This is a genomic window from Clostridium sp. AM34-9AC, assembly GCF_003480225.1.
GTDB lineage: Bacteria > Bacillota > Clostridia > Lachnospirales > Lachnospiraceae > Acetatifactor > Acetatifactor acetigignens.
This window is the reverse complement of sequence record NZ_QUIU01000029.1, coordinates 1-20,749: the sequence shown is the minus strand read 5'-3', so window position 1 is coordinate 20,749 and position 20,749 is coordinate 1. Positions and strand designations below refer to the sequence as shown.

The window sequence follows — 20,749 nt, the reverse complement described above, 5'->3', positions numbered from 1 at the left end:
GTATTCAAATCTACAACACTTTAAGCAAGAGAAAAGAAGAATTTAAGCCCCTGGAGCCGGGAAAGGTAAAAATGTATGTCTGCGGACCTACCGTATACAACCTGATCCACATCGGCAATGCCCGCCCCATGATCGTATTTGATACGGTGCGCCGTTACATGGAATACAAGGGTTACGAAGTAAACTATGTATCCAACTTCACAGACGTGGATGACAAGATCATCAAGAAGGCCAATGAAGAGGGTGTGGAGCCCAGCGTGATCTCCGAGCGCTATATCGCAGAGTGCAAAAAAGACATGGAGGGAATGAATATCAAGCCCGCTACCAAGAACCCTAAGGCTACCGAGGAGATCGGCGGCATGCTGGATATGATCCAGACTCTGATCGACAAGGGGCATGCGTATCCCGCAGCGGATGGTACGGTATATTTCCGGACCAGAAGCTTCAAGGACTACGGCAAGTTGTCTCACAAGAACCTGGACGATCTGCAGGGCGGTAACCGTTCCCTGTTAGTCTCCGGTGAAGATCAGAAGGAAGATCCCCTGGATTTCGTATTGTGGAAGCCGAAGAAAGAAGGCGAGCCTTACTGGGATTCCTGCTGGTGTCAGGGCCGTCCCGGCTGGCACATCGAGTGCTCTGTTATGAGTAAGCGTTATCTGGGTGAGGAGATAGATATTCATGCCGGTGGCGAAGATCTGATCTTCCCTCATCACGAGAATGAGATCGCACAGTCCGAGGCAGCCAATGACAAGCCTTTTGCAAGATACTGGATGCACAATGCCTTCCTGAACATTGACAACCGCAAGATGTCCAAGTCTCTGGGCAACTTCTTTACTGTTCGTGAGATCTCCGAAAAATATGATCTGCAGGTACTTCGTTTCTTCATGCTGTCCGCACATTACAGAAGCCCGCTGAATTTCAGTGCCGATCTGATGGAAGCAGCAAAGAACGGCTACGAGAGAATCGTTACCAGCGTGGATAACCTGAAGTTCCTGCTGGAAAAGGCAGCAGATGCCGAAATGTCCGAAGAAGAGAAGCGGTTAGTTACCGAGGCACAGGGCTTTGAGACCAAATTCGATGAAGCTATGGACGATGATTTCAACACTGCGGATGCGCTGGCAGCTATCTTCGAGCTGGTAAAATTCGTCAACTCCAATGCGAAAGCAGATAGCAGCAAGGCATTTCTGGAGGCTCTGAAACAGGAAATCGTGACTCTGTCCGATATCTGTGGGCTGATCGTAGACAAGAAAGCGGAAATGTTGGACAGCGATATCGAGGCACTGATTGAAGAGCGTCAGGCAGCCAGAAAGGCGAAGAATTTCGCAAGAGCCGACGAGATCCGTGACGAGCTGTTAGCCAAAGGCATTGTGCTGGAAGATACCAGAGAGGGTGTAAAATGGAAGAGAGCATAACCCTTCTTACGAAAATAAAGGAAGCATTTGCCTGCGAAGGACAGGATGTCCGGGCGTATTCTCCGCTGACCCTGGCCTATATCGGAGACGGGATTTATGAGCTGGTGATCCGCAGCGTGGTGGTGGAGAGAGCTAACCGTTCCGCCAATGATCTGCATAAAAAGACGACACGTTATGTAAAGGCACCGGCGCAGTCTGCCATGATCGAGGCACTGCTTCCGGAACTGACGGAGGAAGAGGAAGCGGTGTACCGCAGAGGACGCAACGCCAAATCATACACCACCGCGAAAAACGCTTCCGTGGCAGATTACCGCAGAGCTACCGGTTTTGAAGCATTGATGGGCTATCTGTACCTGACGGGACAGATCGACCGGATGTTGCAGTTGATCAAAGACGGCATCCGTCTGGCAGGCATGGAACTGTAATAAAAATTCACAATAGAAAGGACAAACATGGGATATCAGGAATTTACCATAGAAGGCAGAAATGCCGTGATCGAGGCCTATCGTGCGGGCAAACCCATTGACAAGTTATTCATTCTGGATGGCTGTCAGGATGGCCCCATGATGACCATTAAAAGAGAAGCAAAAAAGCATGATACATTAGTAAAATATGTGACCAAGGAGCGTCTGGACCAGTTATCCGAGACCGGAAAGCATCAGGGAGTCATTGCCTATGCGGCAGCTTATGAATACGCGGAGGTGGATGATATTCTGGAAGGCGCAAGAAAAAAAGGGGAACCGCCTTTTATTTTCCTGTTGGATAACATTGAGGATCCCCACAATCTGGGAGCCATCATCCGTACCGCCAATCTGGCCGGAGCCCACGGAGTCATCATTCCGAAGAACCGTGCGGCGGGACTGACCGCGACGGTGGCAAGGACTTCCGCCGGAGCATTGAATTATACGCCGGTAGCCAAGGTGACGAATCTGGCCAAGACCATTGAAGAATTGAAAAAGGACGGTCTGTGGTTCGTGTGTGCGGATATGGGAGGCACCACCATGTATGATCTGAATCTGAAAGGCCCGATCGGTCTGGTCATCGGTAACGAGGGCGAGGGCGTAGGACGTCTGGTGAAGGAAAAATGCGATATGGTGGCATCCATTCCCATGAAGGGGGATATCGATTCCCTCAATGCTTCCGTGGCAGCAGGCGTACTGGCTTATGAGATCGTGCGTCAGAGATTACAGGCGTAATATAGGAGTGGAAAAAAAGGGGAAAGCATGGCAGAGCATTTCAAATATGAAGAGATGACGGATGAAGAACTCATCGACCAGCTGCGGGAAGGTGACAGACAGGTGATGGATTACATCTGCGACAAGTATAAAAATCTGGTGCGAAGCAAGGCAAAATCCATGTATATTCTGGGCGGAGACAGCGAAGATCTGATCCAGGAAGGGATGATCGGGCTGTTCAAGGCAGTGCGGGATTATGACTGCGGCAGAGATGCCAGCTTTTATACCTTTGCAGATCTGTGTATCAGCAGACAGATGTACACGGCAGTGCAGGCTTCCAAGCGCCTGAAGCACTCACCGCTCAACAGCTATGTATCTCTGTATGAGCGAAGCAGCGAGGGCACGGACAATGAGGAGAAAAATCTTATTGAGGCTCTGGCGGCCAGAACCCAGATGAGTCCGGAGGAACTGTTCCTGGACAAGGAGCGGGTGGAAGATCTGGAGAGAGCTATTGAGACAGAACTCAGCAGCTTTGAAAAACAGGTGCTGGATTTGTACCTGACGGGAATGAGCTATACCCAGATCGCCAAGGTGCTGGGAAGAGACGAAAAGTCTACGGACAATGCCTTACAGCGTCTGAAGAGCAAAATCCGGAGACTGGTGTGATGCAAAATAATGAGAGAAGAGAACACATTCTTGAAAAAATTTTTCAGGAATGTGTTTTTTATAGTTTTTTAATAGAATCTGCAGAGTTGGAATATTGACTTAAAACCTGGCATAGGAGTATACTGCAAATGCTGACCGACCGGCCGGTCGGTTAATAAAGCAAATACATATTCATAACTATTCAGAAAGGCGAAAAGATCATGCACAATACATGGAAAAGAAATTGCAGCGTCGGAATGGCGTTGTTGATGGGAGGCAGTCTGTTGCTCGGAGGCTGCGGCAGCAATGGGGCACAGGATGCTGTGGAGACTTCTGCGGTAGTCGTGGATATGAAGCAGGCCCAGACCGGAAAACTGACCTTGCAGAACAGCTTTGTGGGAACGGTTTCTCCCCAGGAGATGGTCTATGTCATTCCCTTTGCTTCCGGTACAGTGACGGATACTTATTTTGAGGTGGGAGATCAGGTCAATGCCGGGGATGTTTTGTTCAAAATCGATGACTCTGCAGCAAAACTGCAGTTAGAACAGGCACAGCTCAGTGCGGCCAATGTAAGGCAGCAGGCAGACAGTGCCCTGACCACCCAGCAGGAATCCGCCAATATCCAGATGGATAGCAGCAGAGTGCAGGCACAGTCCGGGTATGATCAGGCACAGATCGCGTATGTCCAGGCGAAAAATGCCTATGACCAGAACTATGATGATCTTTCAGATCAGATCGACGCATGCAATGCAAATATTACACAGCTGGAGAATGCCATAAAAGCAGCGTCATCCAGTGTGAGCGGCGGAAATGCGTCAAGTGTTGTGCAGATGAAGACGCAGATCGAGACACTGAAAGGAACGAAGAAACAGCTGGAGTCCAGCAGAAATTCTCTGGTGGCTGGATTACAGCAGGCGGAATCCGCTTACAATGCAGCAAAGAGCAGCATGAATATTGTGGATCGTTCCCAGGCATTGTCCCAGGGACAGGCACTGGAGGATACGAAGAAGCAGCTGTCCACCAGTGAACAGCTGGCAAATGTGGGCGTGGAAAGTGCGGAACTGGCATTATCCTACTACACTGTCAAGGCTCCCATCTCCGGTACGATCCAGAGCAAGGGAGTGGAAGTCAACGGCATTGCCGGAAGCAGCAATCCTGCGTATACCATTGCCAATGAAAATATGATGACCGTGACTTTTCAGGTCAGCGAAGCTGTGAAAAATACACTGACCATGGGGCAGGAAGTGACCGTGGAGCGGGGAACCACCAGCTACGCCGGCAGCATCACCGAAATCGGTGTGGCAGTGAATCAGCAGACCGGCCTGTTCCAGATCAAGGCAGCGGTAAATGCCAATGGCAGCGATCTGCCCAGCGGTGTATCCGTGAAGCTGACTACCGATACCTATCATACGAACGACAGTGCGGTGCTGATCCCTTATGATGCAGTGTACTATGATAATACCGGTTCTTATGTATACTTAAGTGTGGACGGCAAGGCCGTGAAGACCTATGTGACCACAGATCTGTTTGATGATACACAGATTTCTGTTACTGAGGGAATACAGCCCGGAGATACCGTGATCACCAGCTGGTCTCCCAAGCTGATGAACGGTGTGGAAGTCACCGCACCGGTGAAGGCAGAAGAGTAGGGGAGGCAGCAGAATGAATTTGACAAAGCTAGCTCTGAAAAGACCGGTATCCTGTTTTCTGGTGATCCTGGCACTGGCAGTATTCGGCATCAGCTCCATTTTCGGATTCAAGATGGAACTGACTCCCGACATTGAGATGCCTATGCTCATCGTCATGGCTACTTATCCCGGTGCAGACCCGGAGAGCGTGGATGAACTCGTGGCATCCGTTATTGAAGATTCCGGTTCCACTCTGAGCGGTGTGGATTCCGTGAATTCTTATTCCTTTGAAAATTATTGTATGGTGTTGTTTACCTATGAATACGGTGTGGATATTGATGAATGTCACAACGATCTCCGTGCGGCCATGGAGACGGCGAAGTTAAGTCTGCCGGATGACGTGGATCAGCCTACCATCATTGAGATGAACATGAACAGTATGGATGTCATGACGATCTCCGCAGTGGAAGTCGGCGATGTGGATCTGTTAAAAGTAGTCAATGAATCCGTGGTACCGGAACTGGAATCTCTGTCCAGCGTGGCACAGGTATCCGTCACCGGTGGTTCCGAGGATTATATCAAAGTAGAACTCAATGAGACCCTGATGAAGCAGTACGGTCTGACCATGTCCAGTGTGGCACAGATGCTGGGAACCGTAGACTTTACTTATCCTGCAGGCAGCGTGACCCAGGGCAGTCAGGACATCAGCGTGGCGACGTCCATGGAGTACAATACGGTACAGAAGCTGCGGGAAGTACCCCTGATGACCACCAAAGGACAGGTCATTACCTTACAGGATATTGCAAATGTTACCACAGCATCCAAGGATGCTTCCAGTATCAGCCGTTACAACGGACAGGACAATGTCAGCATCGGCATTAAGAACAAAAGTAGTGCCGGTACGGTAAATGCCTGCAAGGATGTGAAGGAAAAATTACAACAGATCCAGGCGGAGAACCCGGCCATCGAATTTGAAGTTACTTATGATGCCAGTTCCTCCATTATCAGCTCCCTGACCAGTGTAGCCGAGACCCTGTTATTGGGTGTCGTATTGACCATGGCGGTGCTGTTCCTATTCTTTGGCGATTTCAAAGCCAGTCTGATCGTCGGAGCCTCCATGCCCATTTCCCTGTTCCTGACCCTGATCCTTATGAGTATGATGGGATTCTCCATGAACATCGTAACACTGGGCTCTCTGGTCATTGCCATCGGTATGATGGTAGACTCTTCCATCGTCGTAATCGAGAGTTGTTTCAGAAGACAGAAGAGTACGCCGGATCTGAAACAGGCAGCCTTAGAGGGAACGAAGGAAGTGATGGCTTCTATTATCGCTTCCACCATTACCACCATCGTGGTATATCTGCCGCTGGCCACTATGAAGGGTCTGTCCGGACAGATGTTTGAGCAGCTGGGATTCACCATTGTATTTGCCATGCTGGCATCCCTGATCGCAGCTATGATGCTGGTACCGTTGTTCTACACAGTATTTAAACCGAAGGAAAAAGAAAACCTGCCCATCGATAAGCTGTTGAAGAAATTTACCACATGGTATCAGAAGATCCTGCGGAAGCTGATGAAGCGCAGAAGGACCGTCGTTGGTGTGGCTGTGGCTCTGATGATCGGCACGGTTCTGCTGGCAGGAACGCTGGACATGGAGCTGATTCCTGCAGCGGATGAAGGAGTCGTGGCGGTTACGGTGAATTTCCGTTCCGGTACTACTCTGGAAAAAGAGGATGAAGCACTGAAGCTGTGGGAACAGATCGCTGAAGAGGAACCGGATGTGGAATTCTATTCCGTATCCATCAGCGGCTCCAGTGCAACCCTTACTGCAGATCTCATCAAGAAGAGAACTCTGACTACAGCACAGGTAGTAGATAAATGGAATGAGATTGCAGCCGGTATGACGGATATGGATGTTACGGTAACATCTTCCGGCAGCAGTATGAGCTCCATGATGAGCACCAGCAGCTATGAGATCGATTTACAGGGCAGTGACAGGGCAGAACTGGCACAGGCCGCAGAAGACCTGCAGGCAGAGATCGAGAAGATTGACGGTGTCGTAAAGACAGAAAACTCTCTGGCCAACTCTACGACGTTGGCCAAGGTAGTGGTAGATCCTCTGAAGGCAATGCAGTACGGGCTGACACCCATTCAGGTCGGCATGACCATACATAACGTATTAAGCGGTATGAATCCGCTGACAATCACCAATGATGGTTCGGAGTATGCGGTATGGCTGGAATATCCGGAAGGAAGCTATGATGATCTGAACCTGCTGATGGATCTGGGACTGGATACTTCTTTTGGCACCGTGGTACCGTTAAGAGATATTGCAGAGATCAATTATGCACAGAGTCAGGAGACCATCATGAAGCAGGACGGTCTGTATCAGGTCAGCGTGACGTCCACTATGACCTCCGAGAAGATATTTGATGCCCAGAATGCTATCAACGATCTGGTGGATCACACGGTATTCCCGGATTCTGTAACCCCGGCAGACAGTATGATGACGGGAATGATGAACGATGAGTTCCAGGCATTGTTGCAGGCAATTCTGGTAGCTACATTCCTGGTATTCCTGGTGATGGCAATGCAGTTTGAATCCCCCAGATTCTCCTTCATGGTCATGATGTGTATTCCTTTTGCACTGATCGGATCCTTCCTGCTGTTGTTCATTACGCAAAGTACCATTAGTATGGTATCCCTGATGGGATTTCTGATGTTGATGGGTATTGTGGTAAATAACGGTATTCTGTTCGTGGATTCCGCAAATATGCTGCGGGAAGAGGGAATGTCCACTGAGGATGCGCTGGTGGCTTCCGGAAGTACCCGTCTGCGTCCTATCCTGATGACGACATTGACAACGATCCTGTCCATGATCCCCATGGGACTGGGACTGGGCGATAACGGTGTCATGATGCAGGGAATGGCACTGGTTATCATCGGCGGTCTGACGGCTTCCACGATCCTGACCCTGATCCTGATCCCGACCTTCTATCTGATCTTCGATAAGCGGGGCAGACAGGAGAGAAGAGCGGCTAAGAAGCTGGCAAAATCTCAAAGATCTGGAAAAACGGGGGATGCGGAAAATGAGTAAAATAACCGGATTGGAGGCACCGAACCAGGTGCCTCCCAAGGTGACCGCCATGTACCGGGCAGTCAGCACACTTTTGCGGGAGGACAAGGATATCTCGGAAATGAGCGTGTCCATGATCACCGGGCTGGCGGGCATTGGCAAGGGAACTGCTTATGAATATTTTGATTCCAAGGAAGAGATCATTGTCTGTGCCCTGTTGTATGAAATCCGTACAGTAACGGAGCAGGCTTCCCATCAGATTCAGACCTGTCCGGATCTGGAGACCCAGATCCACAGAATGCTTTTGTTGGTGGAAGAACATTCCCAGTGTGTGGATGCCATCATGGCGTTTCTGCATCTGCTGACGGATCATTCCAAGGAGGGAAATCTTCTGCGACAACGGATAGCGGAACAGAAGGAAAACGGGCCGGTGGATCTTTTGGTCCGCCAGATCATAGACAGTGCACGGGCGAAAGGAGAACTGCGGGAGGACATTCCGCTGTCTTATATTACCAACGCGCTGTTAGCTCGGATGATTTCCTATCTGATGTACCAGTGCCACCATATCGGTAATGATATGCCCCCAGAAGAGATGCGCAGACTGGTCACCGAAAGCATAATGAATGAATTGTGCAAAAAAAATATATAATTTAAAATAATTCTATTGACAAAGTGAGATACCTTTGATAGAATGTAACATGGTGATTGCGTTAGCAGTCACGTGATGCTGCTGTGGCTCAGTCGGTAGAGCGTCGCATTGGTAGTGCGGAGGTCACGGGTCCGATTCCCGTCAGCAGCTCTTTTGAAAAGCGTGGAAACCTTGAAAATACAAGGTTTCCACTTTTTTTGTGTGCCTGAAAGTTTACAGACGATGGTAGACAACCAGAATAAATCAGATGTACACTTGCACGGGCCAACGATTCAGCTTACAATATAAAATAGTAAATTTATGTTCGGACACAAACTAACCCGGTCAGATGAGGAAAACGTATGGAGGAACTGCACAGAGTATGTAAAAATTTCACACGTCATGACAAGAAGACCCGTACGATCCTGCTGTGCGAGATGCTGGAGTACACGAATGTATTTTTGGAGGCGGCATTCCGGGCGGAGGGGTATTCCTTCGAGACTTTAAAGAACCCGGTGAAGGACCGCACTCTGGCACTTCGCTATATCAGTAGCGACTATTGTTATCCGACGGTATTGATCCTTGCACAGTTCCTGGAATATCTGGAAAGCGGGGAACGGGATCCGGAGGAGATCACCTTCATGGAGCCCCAGGCGGGCGGTGCCTGCAGGGCCGGAAATATCTACAATCTGCTCCAGAGAGTGCTGTACCGCATGGCAGAGCAGGGACAGCTGGAGTATGCCCAGATTCCCGTAATCTCCCTGAACCTCATGGGGGAAGAAAAACATACAGGCTTTCACATTACTCCGTCACTGTTGTCCGGTGGGATTGCTGCCGCATGCTATGGCGATCTGATCATGTGCCTGTACCAGCAGGTGAAGCCCTACGAACAGAATCCGGGAGAGACGGACCGCATCCGCAGTCAGGTGGAAAAGAAACTGTGCGAGAGCATTCGGAGACACAGGAACGGACGGCACACCAGAGAGAAGAATTACCGGTATGCCTGCGAAGTATTTTCGAAGGTACCGGTGAAACCCGGGAAGAAAAAGAGAGTTGGCATCACCGGTGAGATCTATATGAAATATTCGAAACTGGGAAATGACGATATCGAAAGTTTTCTGCTCCGGCAGGGAATGGAGCCTTACAGTGGTGGTTTCGTCAACTACTGTCTGTATTTGGTGGATACAGAGCGGTATAAGGCAGAAAAGTACCAGCACAATCCCATCATGGCGAAAGCCTGTGCCTTTGTGCTCCACCGGTTGTGTGAGGCACAAAAACATCTGCTTACGGTGATCGGGGAGACAGACCGGTTCCAGACGGATCTGCCGTTCCCGGAACTGAAGGAGAAAGTGCAGGGGATTCTGGCGGAGGGCTGCAATACCGGAGACGGCTGGCTGATTGCCGCAGAGGTGATACAATATGTGGAAAAAGGCTGTGGCAGTGTGCTGATCCTGCATCCCTTCGGATGTCTGGTCAGCCATGTCTGCGAGCGGGGAATTTTGCAGCGGCTGCATGCCCGTTTTCCGGATGTCAGTATCCAGACCATAGAGTATGATTACGACCAGAGCAAGACCCTCAGGGAGAGCCGCATTCTTTTGGCAATTTCCTAGGTTGGCAGCAGGTGCAGAACGTGGTACAATAAAACAGAAACTATTGCAACGTGTATTTTCAGGAGGGGAACGTGAAGATAAAATGCGACTGGTGCGGCAGCTGGATCAACGATTTTGATCAGGTCTGCCCGAACTGTGGCGGTGTCAACAACAATTACAACCGCCATGCCAACGGTGTACCACAGACAATCGAGGAACTGAAAGCCTGGGCAAAGGAGATGAACCTTCCGCTGGAGGACATGCGGACCTTTATCGGAGAGGATTACAAGGGCGCGAAAGCCTTCGGTATTTACAAGGATGAGACCGATGGCACCTTCGTAGTCTATAAGAATAAAGAGGACGGTACCCGGGCAGTACGTTACAAGGGAACCGATGAAGCCTATGCGGTCAACGAACTTTACCAGAAGATGAAGGAAAGAGTGGTAGTGCAGAAAGCACACCAGCAGCCGAAAGCTGCGGCACCTGCCAGCCGCCCAACCAAAGATTACACCGCCTATAATAAGAAAAGAGCCCGGAGCAAAAAGATAGAAAAAACGGTTCTGACAATTTTCTGCCTGATCATGGCAGCATTGTCTCTGGTGGCGATTTTTACAGGCGCCTATTCTATCTGGCAGATTGACAACAGACCGGATAACGGCTATTACACCTATGAGGATCAGAACTATTACTATTATCATGGGAACTGGTACGAATGGGAGAATGATTCCTGGCGCTATGCACCGGATGAATCCTGGATGGAAAGCGATTACGAGAGTTACTATGATTCCTACAGCTATGACAGCGATGCGGAATATGAGGATTTTGAGGATTCGTCCTATTACACTCCTTATGAGTACAGCGATGATAATAACGATAGCTGGGATGATGACAGCTGGGATTCCGGATGGGATTCCAATGACAGTTGGGACTCAGGATACGATGACTGGGGCTCTGACTGGTAAAATGTGATTTAGAATACATACAAAGGAAGTCTTCGACAGGCTTCCTTTGCTTTTTCTTTTTTATGGTTTTGAACAGGAGAGAATATGAGCAGTTTACCCGGCATTACGAGGCAGGATGAGGAAAAAAGATTACAGCATACGTTAGAGATCGCACAGCGCAAGGTGGATGCCAACAGGCAGAGTGTACAGGCTCTGGCGGAAGAACTGCATGCCATGCAGGAGGAATTCGACGAGAACGACAAGGAAGCCCAGACCCTGTGGCACAATGCGGATGCCCGCTTCAAGTTCGTGAATCAGGATCTGCGCCGGGCGGAACAGGCGAGGAAAAAGCCCTACTTTGGCAGAATTGATTTCCGGGACAAAAAACTGAAAAAAGACGAGGTCTACTATATCGGCAGAAGTGTCATTGCGGATAACCCGGCAGAACCGGAGGTCATCGACTGGAGAGCACCCATTGCCAGCGTATATTACGATGCCGCTCTGGGGGATGTCTCTTATTCCGTAAAGGGGGAGGGAAAATACGACATCACCCTGTCGCGGAAGCGCACCTATGAGATCGAAAATGATGAGCTGAAGGACTTCTACGATTCGGATGTGGTGGCCAACGATGAACTGCTGACAAAATATCTGGCGCGGAACAAAAAGGCGGTGCTGGGCGAGATCATTGCCACAATCCAGCAGGAGCAGAACGAAGTCATCCGCAAAAAGCCCCAGCACAACATGATCGTACAGGGAGCGGCGGGCTCCGGCAAGACCACAGTGGCCATGCACCGTATTTCCTACATCCTGTACAACTACGATCAGGAGTTTGCACCGGAAGATTTTTATATTGTGGGAAGCAATCAGGTGCTCTTAAACTATATAACGGGAGTGCTGCCGGAACTGAATGTTTACGGGGTCTCCCAGATGACCATGGAGCAGTTGTTCGTAAGGCTTTTGTACGAGGACTGGGACAAGTCCTGGCAGATCAAGCCGGTGGTAAAAGGTGTGACCCCGGCGGTGAAGGGAACTCTTGGCTGGTTTAAGGAGCTGGAGAATTTCTGCCTGCGTTACGAATACCGCGCGATACCCAGAGAGGACGTGGTGATCGAAAAGACTGGCAAAGTGCTGCTGGACCGGGCCACCATTGCACGCTTATTGAAAGAGACAAAGGATCTGTCCCGGGCGGACAAAATCAGCAGACTGACGGATTATCTGATGGCACGGCTGGAAAATGAGCTGAGCGGAAAATATTATTCCTATACCCAGCCGGAAAAGCAGAAGCTCAAGCATTATTATGAGACCTATTTCGGAAAAAGGGAATGGAAGGGCTCTGTGGCGGAACTCTACGAACAGTTCCTGAAGGAAGAGCAGGAGAAAGATTTCACGGTCGAGGTGCCGGAAGGTGGCTACGATGTCTATGATCTGGCGGCCATGGCCTACCTCTACAAGCGCATCAAGGAGGACACGGTGATCCGGGAGGCGGGGCATGTGGTCATTGATGAAGCCCAGGATTTCGGCATGATGGCCTATGCGTCTTTAAAATATTGTCTGAGCAAATGTACCTATACGATCATGGGAGATGTGGCCCAGAATATTTCCGACCGCTACGGTCTCAACGACTGGACGGAACTGCGGAAATTGATGCTGCCTGGAGAGTTTGATTATTTCGGCATTTTGCAGAAAAGCTACCGTAACACGGTGGAAATCTCGGAGTTTGCCACGGACATTCTGTATCACGGAAGCTTTCCGGTCTATCCGGTGGAGCCCATCATACGTCATGGGGAACCGGTCACGGTGAAAAAATGTGTGGATTTTACAGAGCAGGTGACACAGGCGGAGCAGATCATCAAAGCATGGCAGAGCAAGGGGCTGGATACCATTGCCGTAGTCTGCATTGACGAAGCGGAGGCGGAAAAAGTAACAGCAGCCTTACAGGGCAGCGTGGACCTGAATACCGGAGATGCGGGAAAATGGGAGATCGGCGAGGGCGTCATGGTACTTCCGTTAAAATACACCAAAGGTCTGGAATTCGATGCAGTACTGATCTTCAACGCTTCGGAGGAAGATTACCCGGTGGAAGACGGGTATGTGAAGCAGCTGTACGTGGCAGCCACCCGAGCCCTGCATGAACTGACGGTGCTGTACCGGGGGAAACTCACCGGACTGATCGCAGATCCGGTATCCCCGGAGCAGAAGCAGAGAATGCGCCTTGCCGCAGATGCCCAGAAGAAGCCGGTGAAAACGGTGGTAAAACAGGCAGAGTCGGAGAAGACAAAAGAAGAGATCTACAGACAGAGGGCACAGGAAGCGGAAAAGGAACGTGTGGCCAGAGAGCGTTACGGCCCAAAGAAGATCATCGTGACAAGAAACAGTCAGGGGACAACAGACGGCGCTACACCGAAGAAAGCAGGAAAGTCAGGGGGACCTGAATCGAGGCGGACGGGACAGCCGTCACCTGCGAAAGTATACGGGGCAGGAAACGGCAATGCTGGCAGAGCAACCGGCAGACAGGAGCCGCGGATGGTAGAAAATAACGGCGAGTACGGCGATATGCCGGATGCCAAAACACTGATGCCCGCCGGACATTCCAGGATCGACTGCGCTGTGCGCATGGTCATGAAGGGCAAGGGCTATGTGGATCTTTTGAGTAGCTACGGAACCTTGCGGATCACACCCCTTGCGGTGGATATGTTCCGGATTTGTTTTGCCAAAGGGCAGTGTCGTGAATTCCCGAAAGCGGCGGTGACGGCAGCAGGAGACCTCAGATGCACGGTGCGGGAGAATCCTTCCCTGGTGGAAATTACAGCGGGATATGCCCAGATCCGTGTGGATAAAAAGACGGGAGCATTGACATTTTTAAATACACAGGGTAAGATTCTGCTGACGGAACGAAGCAGAGAACCAAGGCAACTCGGAGAGAAAAAGAACTGGAGCTTTTTTGAATGGAAAAAGGACGAGGCTCTGATTGCCGGAGGGATTGGGGCACCGAAACCTTTGAAGATAGGTAATTCCGCTGCTTATTTTTCCTACGGAAGGGCGGATGACAGATATCCGGGGCTGGCTTCGTCTAAAGGATATGAGATGATCTTCCCTGCGGGAAGCAGGGTATTGTGCTGCAACATAGCCATGTACGGAACTTATATTTCCATGGAAGAGACAGATATCATCGATTACTATTTACGCGCAAAATGATGGGGATCATCGGTATGGGTAACAATCTGATGGTGCTCTGGATGTGAGGAGAATTATGAAGACAACAATAACCGCAGTGATATTTGATATGGACGGTGTCCTCTTTGATACCGAGAGGATGTATATGGAGTGCTGGAGAGAAGCGGCGGAGCCCAGGGGCCTTAAAAATGTGGACGAGATTTCCAAAGCCTGTATCGGAAGGACACTGCAGGGCACGAAGGAAGTGTTCGAGGCAGCGAAAGCAGAGCAGGGCATCGATGTGTCTTTTGAAGAATTGCATGAGGATTGCAGCCGGAGATTTCAGAAAAAGGAAGAACGGGAAGGCCTTCCCGAGAAGCCGGGCGTGCATGAGATCCTGGAATATCTGAAGGAGAACGAAGTTCCGGTGGCACTGGCTTCCTCTACGAGAAAGGCGGCTGTCATGGAGCATCTGAACAGAGCGGGCATCACTGGATATTTTCAGAAAATTGTCTGCGGGGACATGGTGGATCACGGAAAGCCCGCACCGGATATTTACGTGAAGGCTTGTGAAGAAATGGGCGTAAAGCCAGAGCAGGCAATGGCGGTGGAAGATTCTTTTAATGGAATCCGGTCTGCGCATGCTGCGGGATTATTTACGGTCATGGTGCCGGACCAACTGCCACCTACAGAAGAGATTCTTACCATAGTAGATAAAAAGTGTGACAGCCTGACCGAACTTCAGACACAGCTTCCGGAGCTTCTGGCGGTATGTGGGGACTGAGGATCATTCTGCTGCGGCATGGAACCACAGTACCTTACAGCAGTCACAGGAGGGATCCCGTCTGATCACATGATCTGTGTGAGCAGGTACCATAAAGGCGGTACCGGGCAGCAGAGGGATTTCTTCGCCATCGATGAGAGCATATCCTTTTCCGTCCAATACGAAGAAGCCTTCCTGATCGTCATGCTTTTGCGGCATGTGATATTCTGTGTTGCGATAGAGGGATACGCCCATACGACACCCTTTTACACACCCCTGGTCTTCATCTAACAGAGTGTGCCCGGTGCGTTCGGGCATTTGAGCTATAATGGAATCTAAAGTAGTATAAGGAATCATTTGTGTGCCTTTCTATGGATGTAATGTAACGATTCAGTTACCATATTTTTAATAACAGTGTAGCAGACTGAGAGAGGAAAAACAATAGACTGCCTGTTCTGGCAGAGTAAAGGAATATAAAAATGGAAGAAAAAGAGACAATACAGCCCATTGAGATCACATGGGAAGAACTACAGTCCCGGGACCTTGACCGATACATCCTGGTGGATACCAGAGGGGATGAAGCAGTAAACTATGGAATGATTCCCGGAGCCATTGCAATCCCCGAATGTGAACTTATAGACAGACTGGCGGCGGCAGCAGGGGATAAAAAAGTAATTTTGTATTGCAGCCGTGGACAGAACAGTAAGGTGTCCGCAGAGTATTTCAGAGAACAGGGAATGGAGGCCTACAGCTTACAGGGCGGCTATACCGGATGGCTGCTGAACCTGATGCAGAAGGAACAGCCCGGAGAAAAGGAAAATGAACGGGCAAGGGAAATTGAGAAGAGCATCCGCAAAAAGTTCCACAAAGTCCTGTTTTCCCGGTTTGCCAAAGCTATCAACGAATACGATATGATTCAGGAAAACGACAAGATCGCTGTATGCATTTCCGGCGGTAAAGATTCCATGCTGATGGCAAAACTGTTCCAGGAGCTGAAACGCCATAACAAGTTCCCCTTTGAACTGGTATTTTTAGTGATGGATCCCGGCTACAGCGAGGCAAACCGTAAGATCATTGAGAACAATGCGAAGCTGATGGATATTCCCATCACCATTTTTGAATCCCAGATATTTGATGCGGTGTATGACATAGAGGATTCCCCCTGCTATCTGTGTGCGAGAATGCGCAGAGGCTATCTGTACAGTCATGCGAAAGAGCTGGGCTGCAACAAGATCGCTCTGGGACATCATTACGATGACGTCATCGAGACGATCCTGATGGGAATGCTGTACGGTGGACAGGTACAGACCATGATGCCGAAGCTTCACAGTACGAATTTCGAGGGCATGGAGCTGATCCGCCCTATGTACCTGATCAGGGAGGATGACATCAAGCACTGGAGAGATTACAATGATCTGCATTTTATTCAGTGTGCCTGCCGGTTCACTGACACTTGTACCACTTGCCGTACCGATGGCAGCAGTCCCTCCAAGCGTATGGAGATTAAGAACCTGATCGCTTCGCTGAAACAGACTAACCCTTTTATCGAGGGGAATATTTTCAAGAGTGTGGAGAATGTAAACTTACGTACGATCATCGCCTACAAAGAGGATGGTGTGAAGCATCATTTTCTGGAGCATTACGACGAGTGGAAATAGTGTAAATAGGGCACCTGCACTTGACGGAAAGGGCATATTTATTCTATAATAGAATGAAAACCGTAAATTGCGGAAGGCATTACACGCCCTTACAACAGGAGAAGCTATGATCAAGAGTATGACGGGATTTGGCAGATGTGAAACTGCCGAGAATAACAGAAAGTTTACCGTAGAGATGAAGTCTGTGAATCATCGCTACCTTGATGTGAACATCAAAATGCCGAAGAAGTTGAATTTCTTTGAATCTGCGATCCGCAGTGAACTGAAGAATTATATTTCCAGAGGTAAAGTAGATCTGTTCATTACCTACGAGGATTTTTCCGAGAACACATCCAATGTCCGTTACAACAAGGAACTGGCGGCGGAGTATCTGGGATACCTGAAGCAGATGGCCAGTGATTTTGACTTAGACTGCGATATCCGAGTGTCCACTTTGTCCAAGTATCCGGATGTATTTGTGATGGAAGAACAGGACATCGATGAGGAAGAACTGTGGAAAGAACTGCAGAGAGCCCTGAAGGGTGCCTGCGAGATGTTTGTACAGACCAGGATCACCGAGGGCGAGCATTTAAGAGATGACTTAATTAGCAAGCTGGATGGCATGCTGAAGCTGGTGGATTTCATTACGGAACGTTCTCCCCAGATCATTGCTGAATACCGTCAGAAGCTGGAAGACCGTGTGAAGGAACTGCTGGGCGATACTACTGTAGATGAAGGAAGACTTCTGACCGAGGTGACGATCTTCGCAGATAAGGTATGCGTAGATGAGGAACTGGTGAGACTGCGCAGCCATATCGAGACCACGAAGAGTACGCTGATGGCCGGTGGCAGTATCGGAAGAAAGCTGGATTTTCTGGCACAGGAGATGAACCGCGAAGCCAACACCATCCTGTCCAAGTCCAACGATCTGGAGATCTCCAACTGTGCGATTGAGCTCAAGACCGAGATCGAAAAGGTTCGTGAACAAATACAAAATATTGAATAGCCACGAAAGGTGATACCATGAACCGATTGATCCATATAGGATTTGGCAATATTGTAAATACGGATAAGATCATCGCCATCGTCAGCCCGGAGGCCGCACCTATCAAACGACTGGTGCAGAAGGCCAAGGAGACCGGACAGGCAATCGACGCCACACAGGGACGGAAGACGAAAGCGGTACTGGTCATGGAGAACAGTCAGGTCGTTCTGTCGGCACTGCTTCCCGAGACAATCGCGGGAAGAGCACAGGCGCTGTGGCCGGAAGAGGAAAAAGAGGACAGAGAAGATGCAGAATAAGGGAATATTGATGGTGATCTCCGGATTCTCCGGAGCCGGCAAAGGAACACTGGTGAAAAAGCTGTTATCGGAATATGACAATTATGCGTTGTCCATTTCCATGACTACCAGACAGCCCAGAGAAGGCGAGGAGGACGGAAGAGAATATTTCTTCCGTACCAGAGAACAATTTGAAGAAAATATTGCAAAAAACGGATTTATCGAGTATGCTCAGTATTGCGGCAATTATTACGGAACACCGAAAGCATATGTGGAAGAGCAGATGCAGGCAGGCAGGGATGTGATCTTAGAGATCGAGATCCAGGGAGCCATGAAGATCAAAGAGCAGTTCCCGGAGAGCCTGTTACTGTTTGTTACCCCTCCCAGTGCAGAAGAACTGCAGAAGAGACTGGTGGGCAGAGGAACCGAGACAGCAGATGTCATTGCACAGAGACTGTCCCGGGCTTATGAGGAATCAGAAGGCATGGATGCCTATGATTATATAGTAGTGAACGATGATCTGGATGTGTGTGCCGCAGAAGTACAGAAGTTTGTGGAAGCGGCGAAAAATGAACCGTCCCGTCGTAGAGAATTTATCAAAGAGATCAGAGAGGAACTGAAAGGTTTCGCGAAAGGAGCAAAATAAAATGTTACATCCCTCTTATACCGATTTAATGAAAGTAGTAAACAGCGAGGTAGAACCCGGTGAAGCACCTGTAGTCAACAGCCGTTATTCTATCGTTATGGCAACTGCCAAGAGAGCAAGACAGATCATCGCAGGTGACGAGCCTCTGGTAACTGCCAAGGTGGATAAGCCTCTGTCTATCGCAGTAGAAGAGCTGAATCAGGGTAAGATTAAAATCCTTGGTGATGATGAGGAAGCATAAGACGCATGAAGATATTGTTTGTATCCCTGGGCTGTGACAAGAATCTTGTCGATTCCGAGAAGATGCTTGGCATGCTCCAGGAAAAAGGTTATACCTTCACGGACGATGAAGCAGAGGCAGATGTAGTAGTAGTAAACACCTGCTGCTTTATCGGTGATGCCAAGGAAGAAAGCATCAATACATTACTGCAGATGGGAGAACTGAAGGACAGCGGACAGGTCAAAGCACTGATCGCAGCAGGTTGTCTGGCACAGCGTTACCGTGAGGAAATCCAGAAGGAGATCCCGCAGGTGGACGCCATTATCGGAACCACTGCTATTGATGAGATCGTAGCTGCCCTGGAGGAAATCCTTGCAGGCCAGAAACAGAATCATTATGAAGATATCAATGCCGCCCCTGTGACAGAGACCAACCGTGTTGTCACTACAGGCGGACATTTTGCGTATCTGAAAATTGCAGAGGGCTGTGACAAACACTGTACCTACTGCATTATTCCGAAGGTCAGAGGCAATTACCGCAGCGTTCCCAAGGAGAGTCTGTTAAAAGAAGCCACAGAGTTGGCGGACAAGGGCGTACGGGAGCTGATCCTGGTAGCACAGGAGACCACGCTGTACGGTATGGATCTGTACGGTAAAAAGGAACTGCCCAGACTTTTACATGAGCTGGCACAGATCCCCGGTATCTATTGGATCCGTATTTTATACTGTTATCCGGAGGAGATCACGGATGAGTTGATCGATGCTATTGCAGCAGAACCCAAGGTCTGCAACTATCTGGATATTCCCATTCAGCATGCTTCCGACAATGTGTTAAAGCGCATGGGAAGACGTACCGACCAGGCAGAACTTCGTGCTATCATCGGTAAGCTTCGGGAGAAGATTCCCGATATCTGTTTGAGAACGACTCTGATCAGCGGATTCCCCGGAGAGACTCAGGAGGATTTCGAGGAACTGTATCGCTTTGTTAACGAGATGGAATTCGATCGTCTGGGCGTATTCCCTTATTCCCAGGAGGAAGATACTCCCGCAGCCACCATGGAAGATCAGGTGCCGCAGGAGGTCAAGGAATTTCGCAGGGATGAACTGATGGAACTGCAGCAGGCCATCGCTTTTGACAAAGCGGAGGATATGGTAGGTCGTATCCTGACTGTAATGATCGAGGGCAAGGTAGCGGACGAAGAGACCTATGTCGCAAGAACCTACAGAGATGCCCCTAATGTGGATGGCTATCTGTTTGTAAATACTTCAGCGAATCTGATGACCGGAGATTTTGTCAAGGTTCTGGTCACCGATTCCAATGAATATGATCTGATAGGAGAGATATACCATGAGTAAGATGAATCTGCCTAACAAGCTGACTATTTTCCGTGTGATCCTGATCGTGCCGTTTATTATCCTGTTGCTGGGAGGCCAGGCCGGATGGTTCGGCGATAATACCTTCGTGACGGATATGATCGCGTTGGCTATCTTCATCATCGCCAGTCTGACGGATCTGATCGACGGTAAGATCGCCAGAAAATACAATCTGATCACAGATTTCGGAAAGTTCATGGATCCGCTGGCGGATAAGCTGTTAGTATGTTCCGCCATGATCGCACTGATCGAGATGAACCGCATCCCTTCCTGGGTGGTCATCATCATTATTGCCAGAGAGTTCATCATCAGCGGTTTCCGCCTGATCGCTTCCGACAACGGTGTAGTCATCGCCGCAAGCTACTGGGGCAAGTTCAAGACCACCTTCCAGATGGTTATGATCTGTCTGATGATCGCCAACTTCCCGCAGTTACAGATCCTCACCGATATTATTATGTGGATCGCACTGATCCTCACCGTAGTATCTCTGATCGATTATCTCGTGAAGAACAAAGATGTTATGAAGGATACGAAGTAAATAGAAAGTTAGTTAAATACATTGGCAAAATCCACGAACTCCCG

General features: G+C 49.5%; 19 protein-coding genes and 1 tRNA gene. 19 read left to right on the top strand and 1 reads right to left on the bottom strand.

Going from position 1 to position 20,749, the window contains the following annotated elements:
* Positions 1-2 precede the first annotated feature (2 nt).
* From cysS to DW835_RS14960, 12 genes are all read left to right on the top strand, one after another.
* Positions 3-1,412 (top strand): cysteine--tRNA ligase, encoded by a 1,410-nt coding sequence (gene cysS / locus DW835_RS15015; RefSeq protein WP_118731394.1) that lies wholly within the window; start codon positions 3-5, stop codon positions 1,410-1,412.
* Positions 1,397-1,837 (top strand): ribonuclease III domain-containing protein, encoded by a 441-nt coding sequence (locus tag DW835_RS15010; RefSeq protein WP_022312152.1) that lies wholly within the window; start codon positions 1,397-1,399, stop codon positions 1,835-1,837. The genes cysS and DW835_RS15010 overlap by 16 nt, the downstream gene beginning before the upstream one ends.
* Positions 1,838-1,864: 27 nt before the next feature.
* A complete protein-coding gene (gene rlmB / locus DW835_RS15005) occupies positions 1,865-2,608 on the top strand; it encodes a 23S rRNA (guanosine(2251)-2'-O)-methyltransferase RlmB (protein ID WP_118538386.1) in 744 nt (247 codons plus the stop codon).
* 27 nt (positions 2,609-2,635) lie between these two features.
* On the top strand, positions 2,636-3,253 hold the full coding sequence (gene sigH, locus DW835_RS15000) for an RNA polymerase sporulation sigma factor SigH (protein WP_022312154.1): 618 nt from the start codon (positions 2,636-2,638) through the stop codon (positions 3,251-3,253).
* Positions 3,254-3,489: 236 nt separating this feature from the next.
* A complete protein-coding gene (locus tag DW835_RS14995) occupies positions 3,490-4,881 on the top strand; it encodes an efflux RND transporter periplasmic adaptor subunit (protein WP_182430328.1) in 1,392 nt (463 codons plus the stop codon).
* A 13-nt stretch (positions 4,882-4,894) separates the two neighbouring features.
* On the top strand, positions 4,895-7,957 hold the full coding sequence (locus DW835_RS14990) for an efflux RND transporter permease subunit (protein ID WP_118731378.1): 3,063 nt from the start codon (positions 4,895-4,897) through the stop codon (positions 7,955-7,957).
* Positions 7,950-8,585, top strand: a complete 636-nt coding sequence (locus DW835_RS14985) for a TetR/AcrR family transcriptional regulator (protein WP_182427050.1) — start codon at positions 7,950-7,952, stop codon at positions 8,583-8,585. Before DW835_RS14990 ends, DW835_RS14985 begins: the two co-directional genes overlap by 8 nt.
* Positions 8,586-8,662: 77 nt before the next feature.
* A tRNA-Thr gene (locus DW835_RS14980) sits at positions 8,663-8,735 on the top strand.
* 191 nt (positions 8,736-8,926) lie between these two features.
* Entirely contained in the window at positions 8,927-10,174 is a 1,248-nt protein-coding gene (locus tag DW835_RS14975; protein WP_118731377.1) for a hypothetical protein, read from the top strand.
* 71 nt (positions 10,175-10,245) lie between these two features.
* Complete coding sequence (locus DW835_RS14970) at positions 10,246-11,115, top strand: hypothetical protein (protein ID WP_118550615.1); 870 nt, start codon at positions 10,246-10,248, stop codon at positions 11,113-11,115.
* 84 nt (positions 11,116-11,199) lie between these two features.
* A complete protein-coding gene (locus tag DW835_RS14965) occupies positions 11,200-14,289 on the top strand; it encodes an AAA family ATPase (protein WP_118731376.1) in 3,090 nt (1,029 codons plus the stop codon).
* 55 nt (positions 14,290-14,344) lie between these two features.
* Positions 14,345-15,031 carry an HAD family phosphatase gene (locus tag DW835_RS14960; RefSeq protein ID WP_118538396.1) on the top strand — a complete coding sequence of 229 codons (687 nt, stop codon included), beginning with the start codon at positions 14,345-14,347 and terminating at the stop codon, positions 15,029-15,031.
* Between the two features lie 3 nt (positions 15,032-15,034).
* Here DW835_RS14960 and DW835_RS14955 read toward each other — a convergent pair whose 3' ends face one another.
* Entirely contained in the window at positions 15,035-15,328 is a 294-nt protein-coding gene (locus tag DW835_RS14955; RefSeq protein WP_182430327.1) for a cupin domain-containing protein, read from the bottom strand.
* Positions 15,329-15,489: 161 nt separating this feature from the next.
* Here DW835_RS14955 and DW835_RS14950 point away from each other — a divergent pair, with 161 nt between their 5' ends.
* The 7 genes from DW835_RS14950 to pgsA all read left to right on the top strand — a co-directional run bounded on the left by DW835_RS14950 (position 15,490) and on the right by pgsA (position 20,705).
* Positions 15,490-16,668 carry an ATP-binding protein gene (locus DW835_RS14950; protein ID WP_117466748.1) on the top strand — a complete coding sequence of 393 codons (1,179 nt, stop codon included), beginning with the start codon at positions 15,490-15,492 and terminating at the stop codon, positions 16,666-16,668.
* A 106-nt stretch (positions 16,669-16,774) separates the two neighbouring features.
* Positions 16,775-17,653 carry a YicC/YloC family endoribonuclease gene (locus DW835_RS14945; RefSeq protein WP_118504002.1) on the top strand — a complete coding sequence of 293 codons (879 nt, stop codon included), beginning with the start codon at positions 16,775-16,777 and terminating at the stop codon, positions 17,651-17,653.
* A 17-nt stretch (positions 17,654-17,670) separates the two neighbouring features.
* Positions 17,671-17,949, top strand: a complete 279-nt coding sequence (locus DW835_RS14940) for a DUF370 domain-containing protein (protein ID WP_117466758.1) — start codon at positions 17,671-17,673, stop codon at positions 17,947-17,949.
* Positions 17,939-18,574, top strand: a complete 636-nt coding sequence (gene gmk, locus DW835_RS14935; protein WP_118504000.1) for a guanylate kinase — start codon at positions 17,939-17,941, stop codon at positions 18,572-18,574. Before DW835_RS14940 ends, gmk begins: the two co-directional genes overlap by 11 nt.
* A gap of 28 nt (positions 18,575-18,602) precedes the next feature.
* The gene (gene rpoZ, locus DW835_RS14930; protein WP_347559393.1) at positions 18,603-18,815 is read left to right on the top strand and encodes a DNA-directed RNA polymerase subunit omega; all 213 of its coding nucleotides are present in this window, start codon (positions 18,603-18,605) and stop codon (positions 18,813-18,815) included.
* Positions 18,816-18,820: 5 nt separating this feature from the next.
* Positions 18,821-20,149, top strand: a complete 1,329-nt coding sequence (gene rimO, locus DW835_RS14925; RefSeq protein WP_117466752.1) for a 30S ribosomal protein S12 methylthiotransferase RimO — start codon at positions 18,821-18,823, stop codon at positions 20,147-20,149.
* 1 nt (position 20,150) lies between these two features.
* Positions 20,151-20,705, top strand: coding sequence for a CDP-diacylglycerol--glycerol-3-phosphate 3-phosphatidyltransferase (gene pgsA, locus DW835_RS14920; RefSeq protein WP_117466760.1), 555 nt, complete (start codon positions 20,151-20,153; stop codon positions 20,703-20,705).
* Positions 20,706-20,749: the final 44 nt, after the last annotated feature.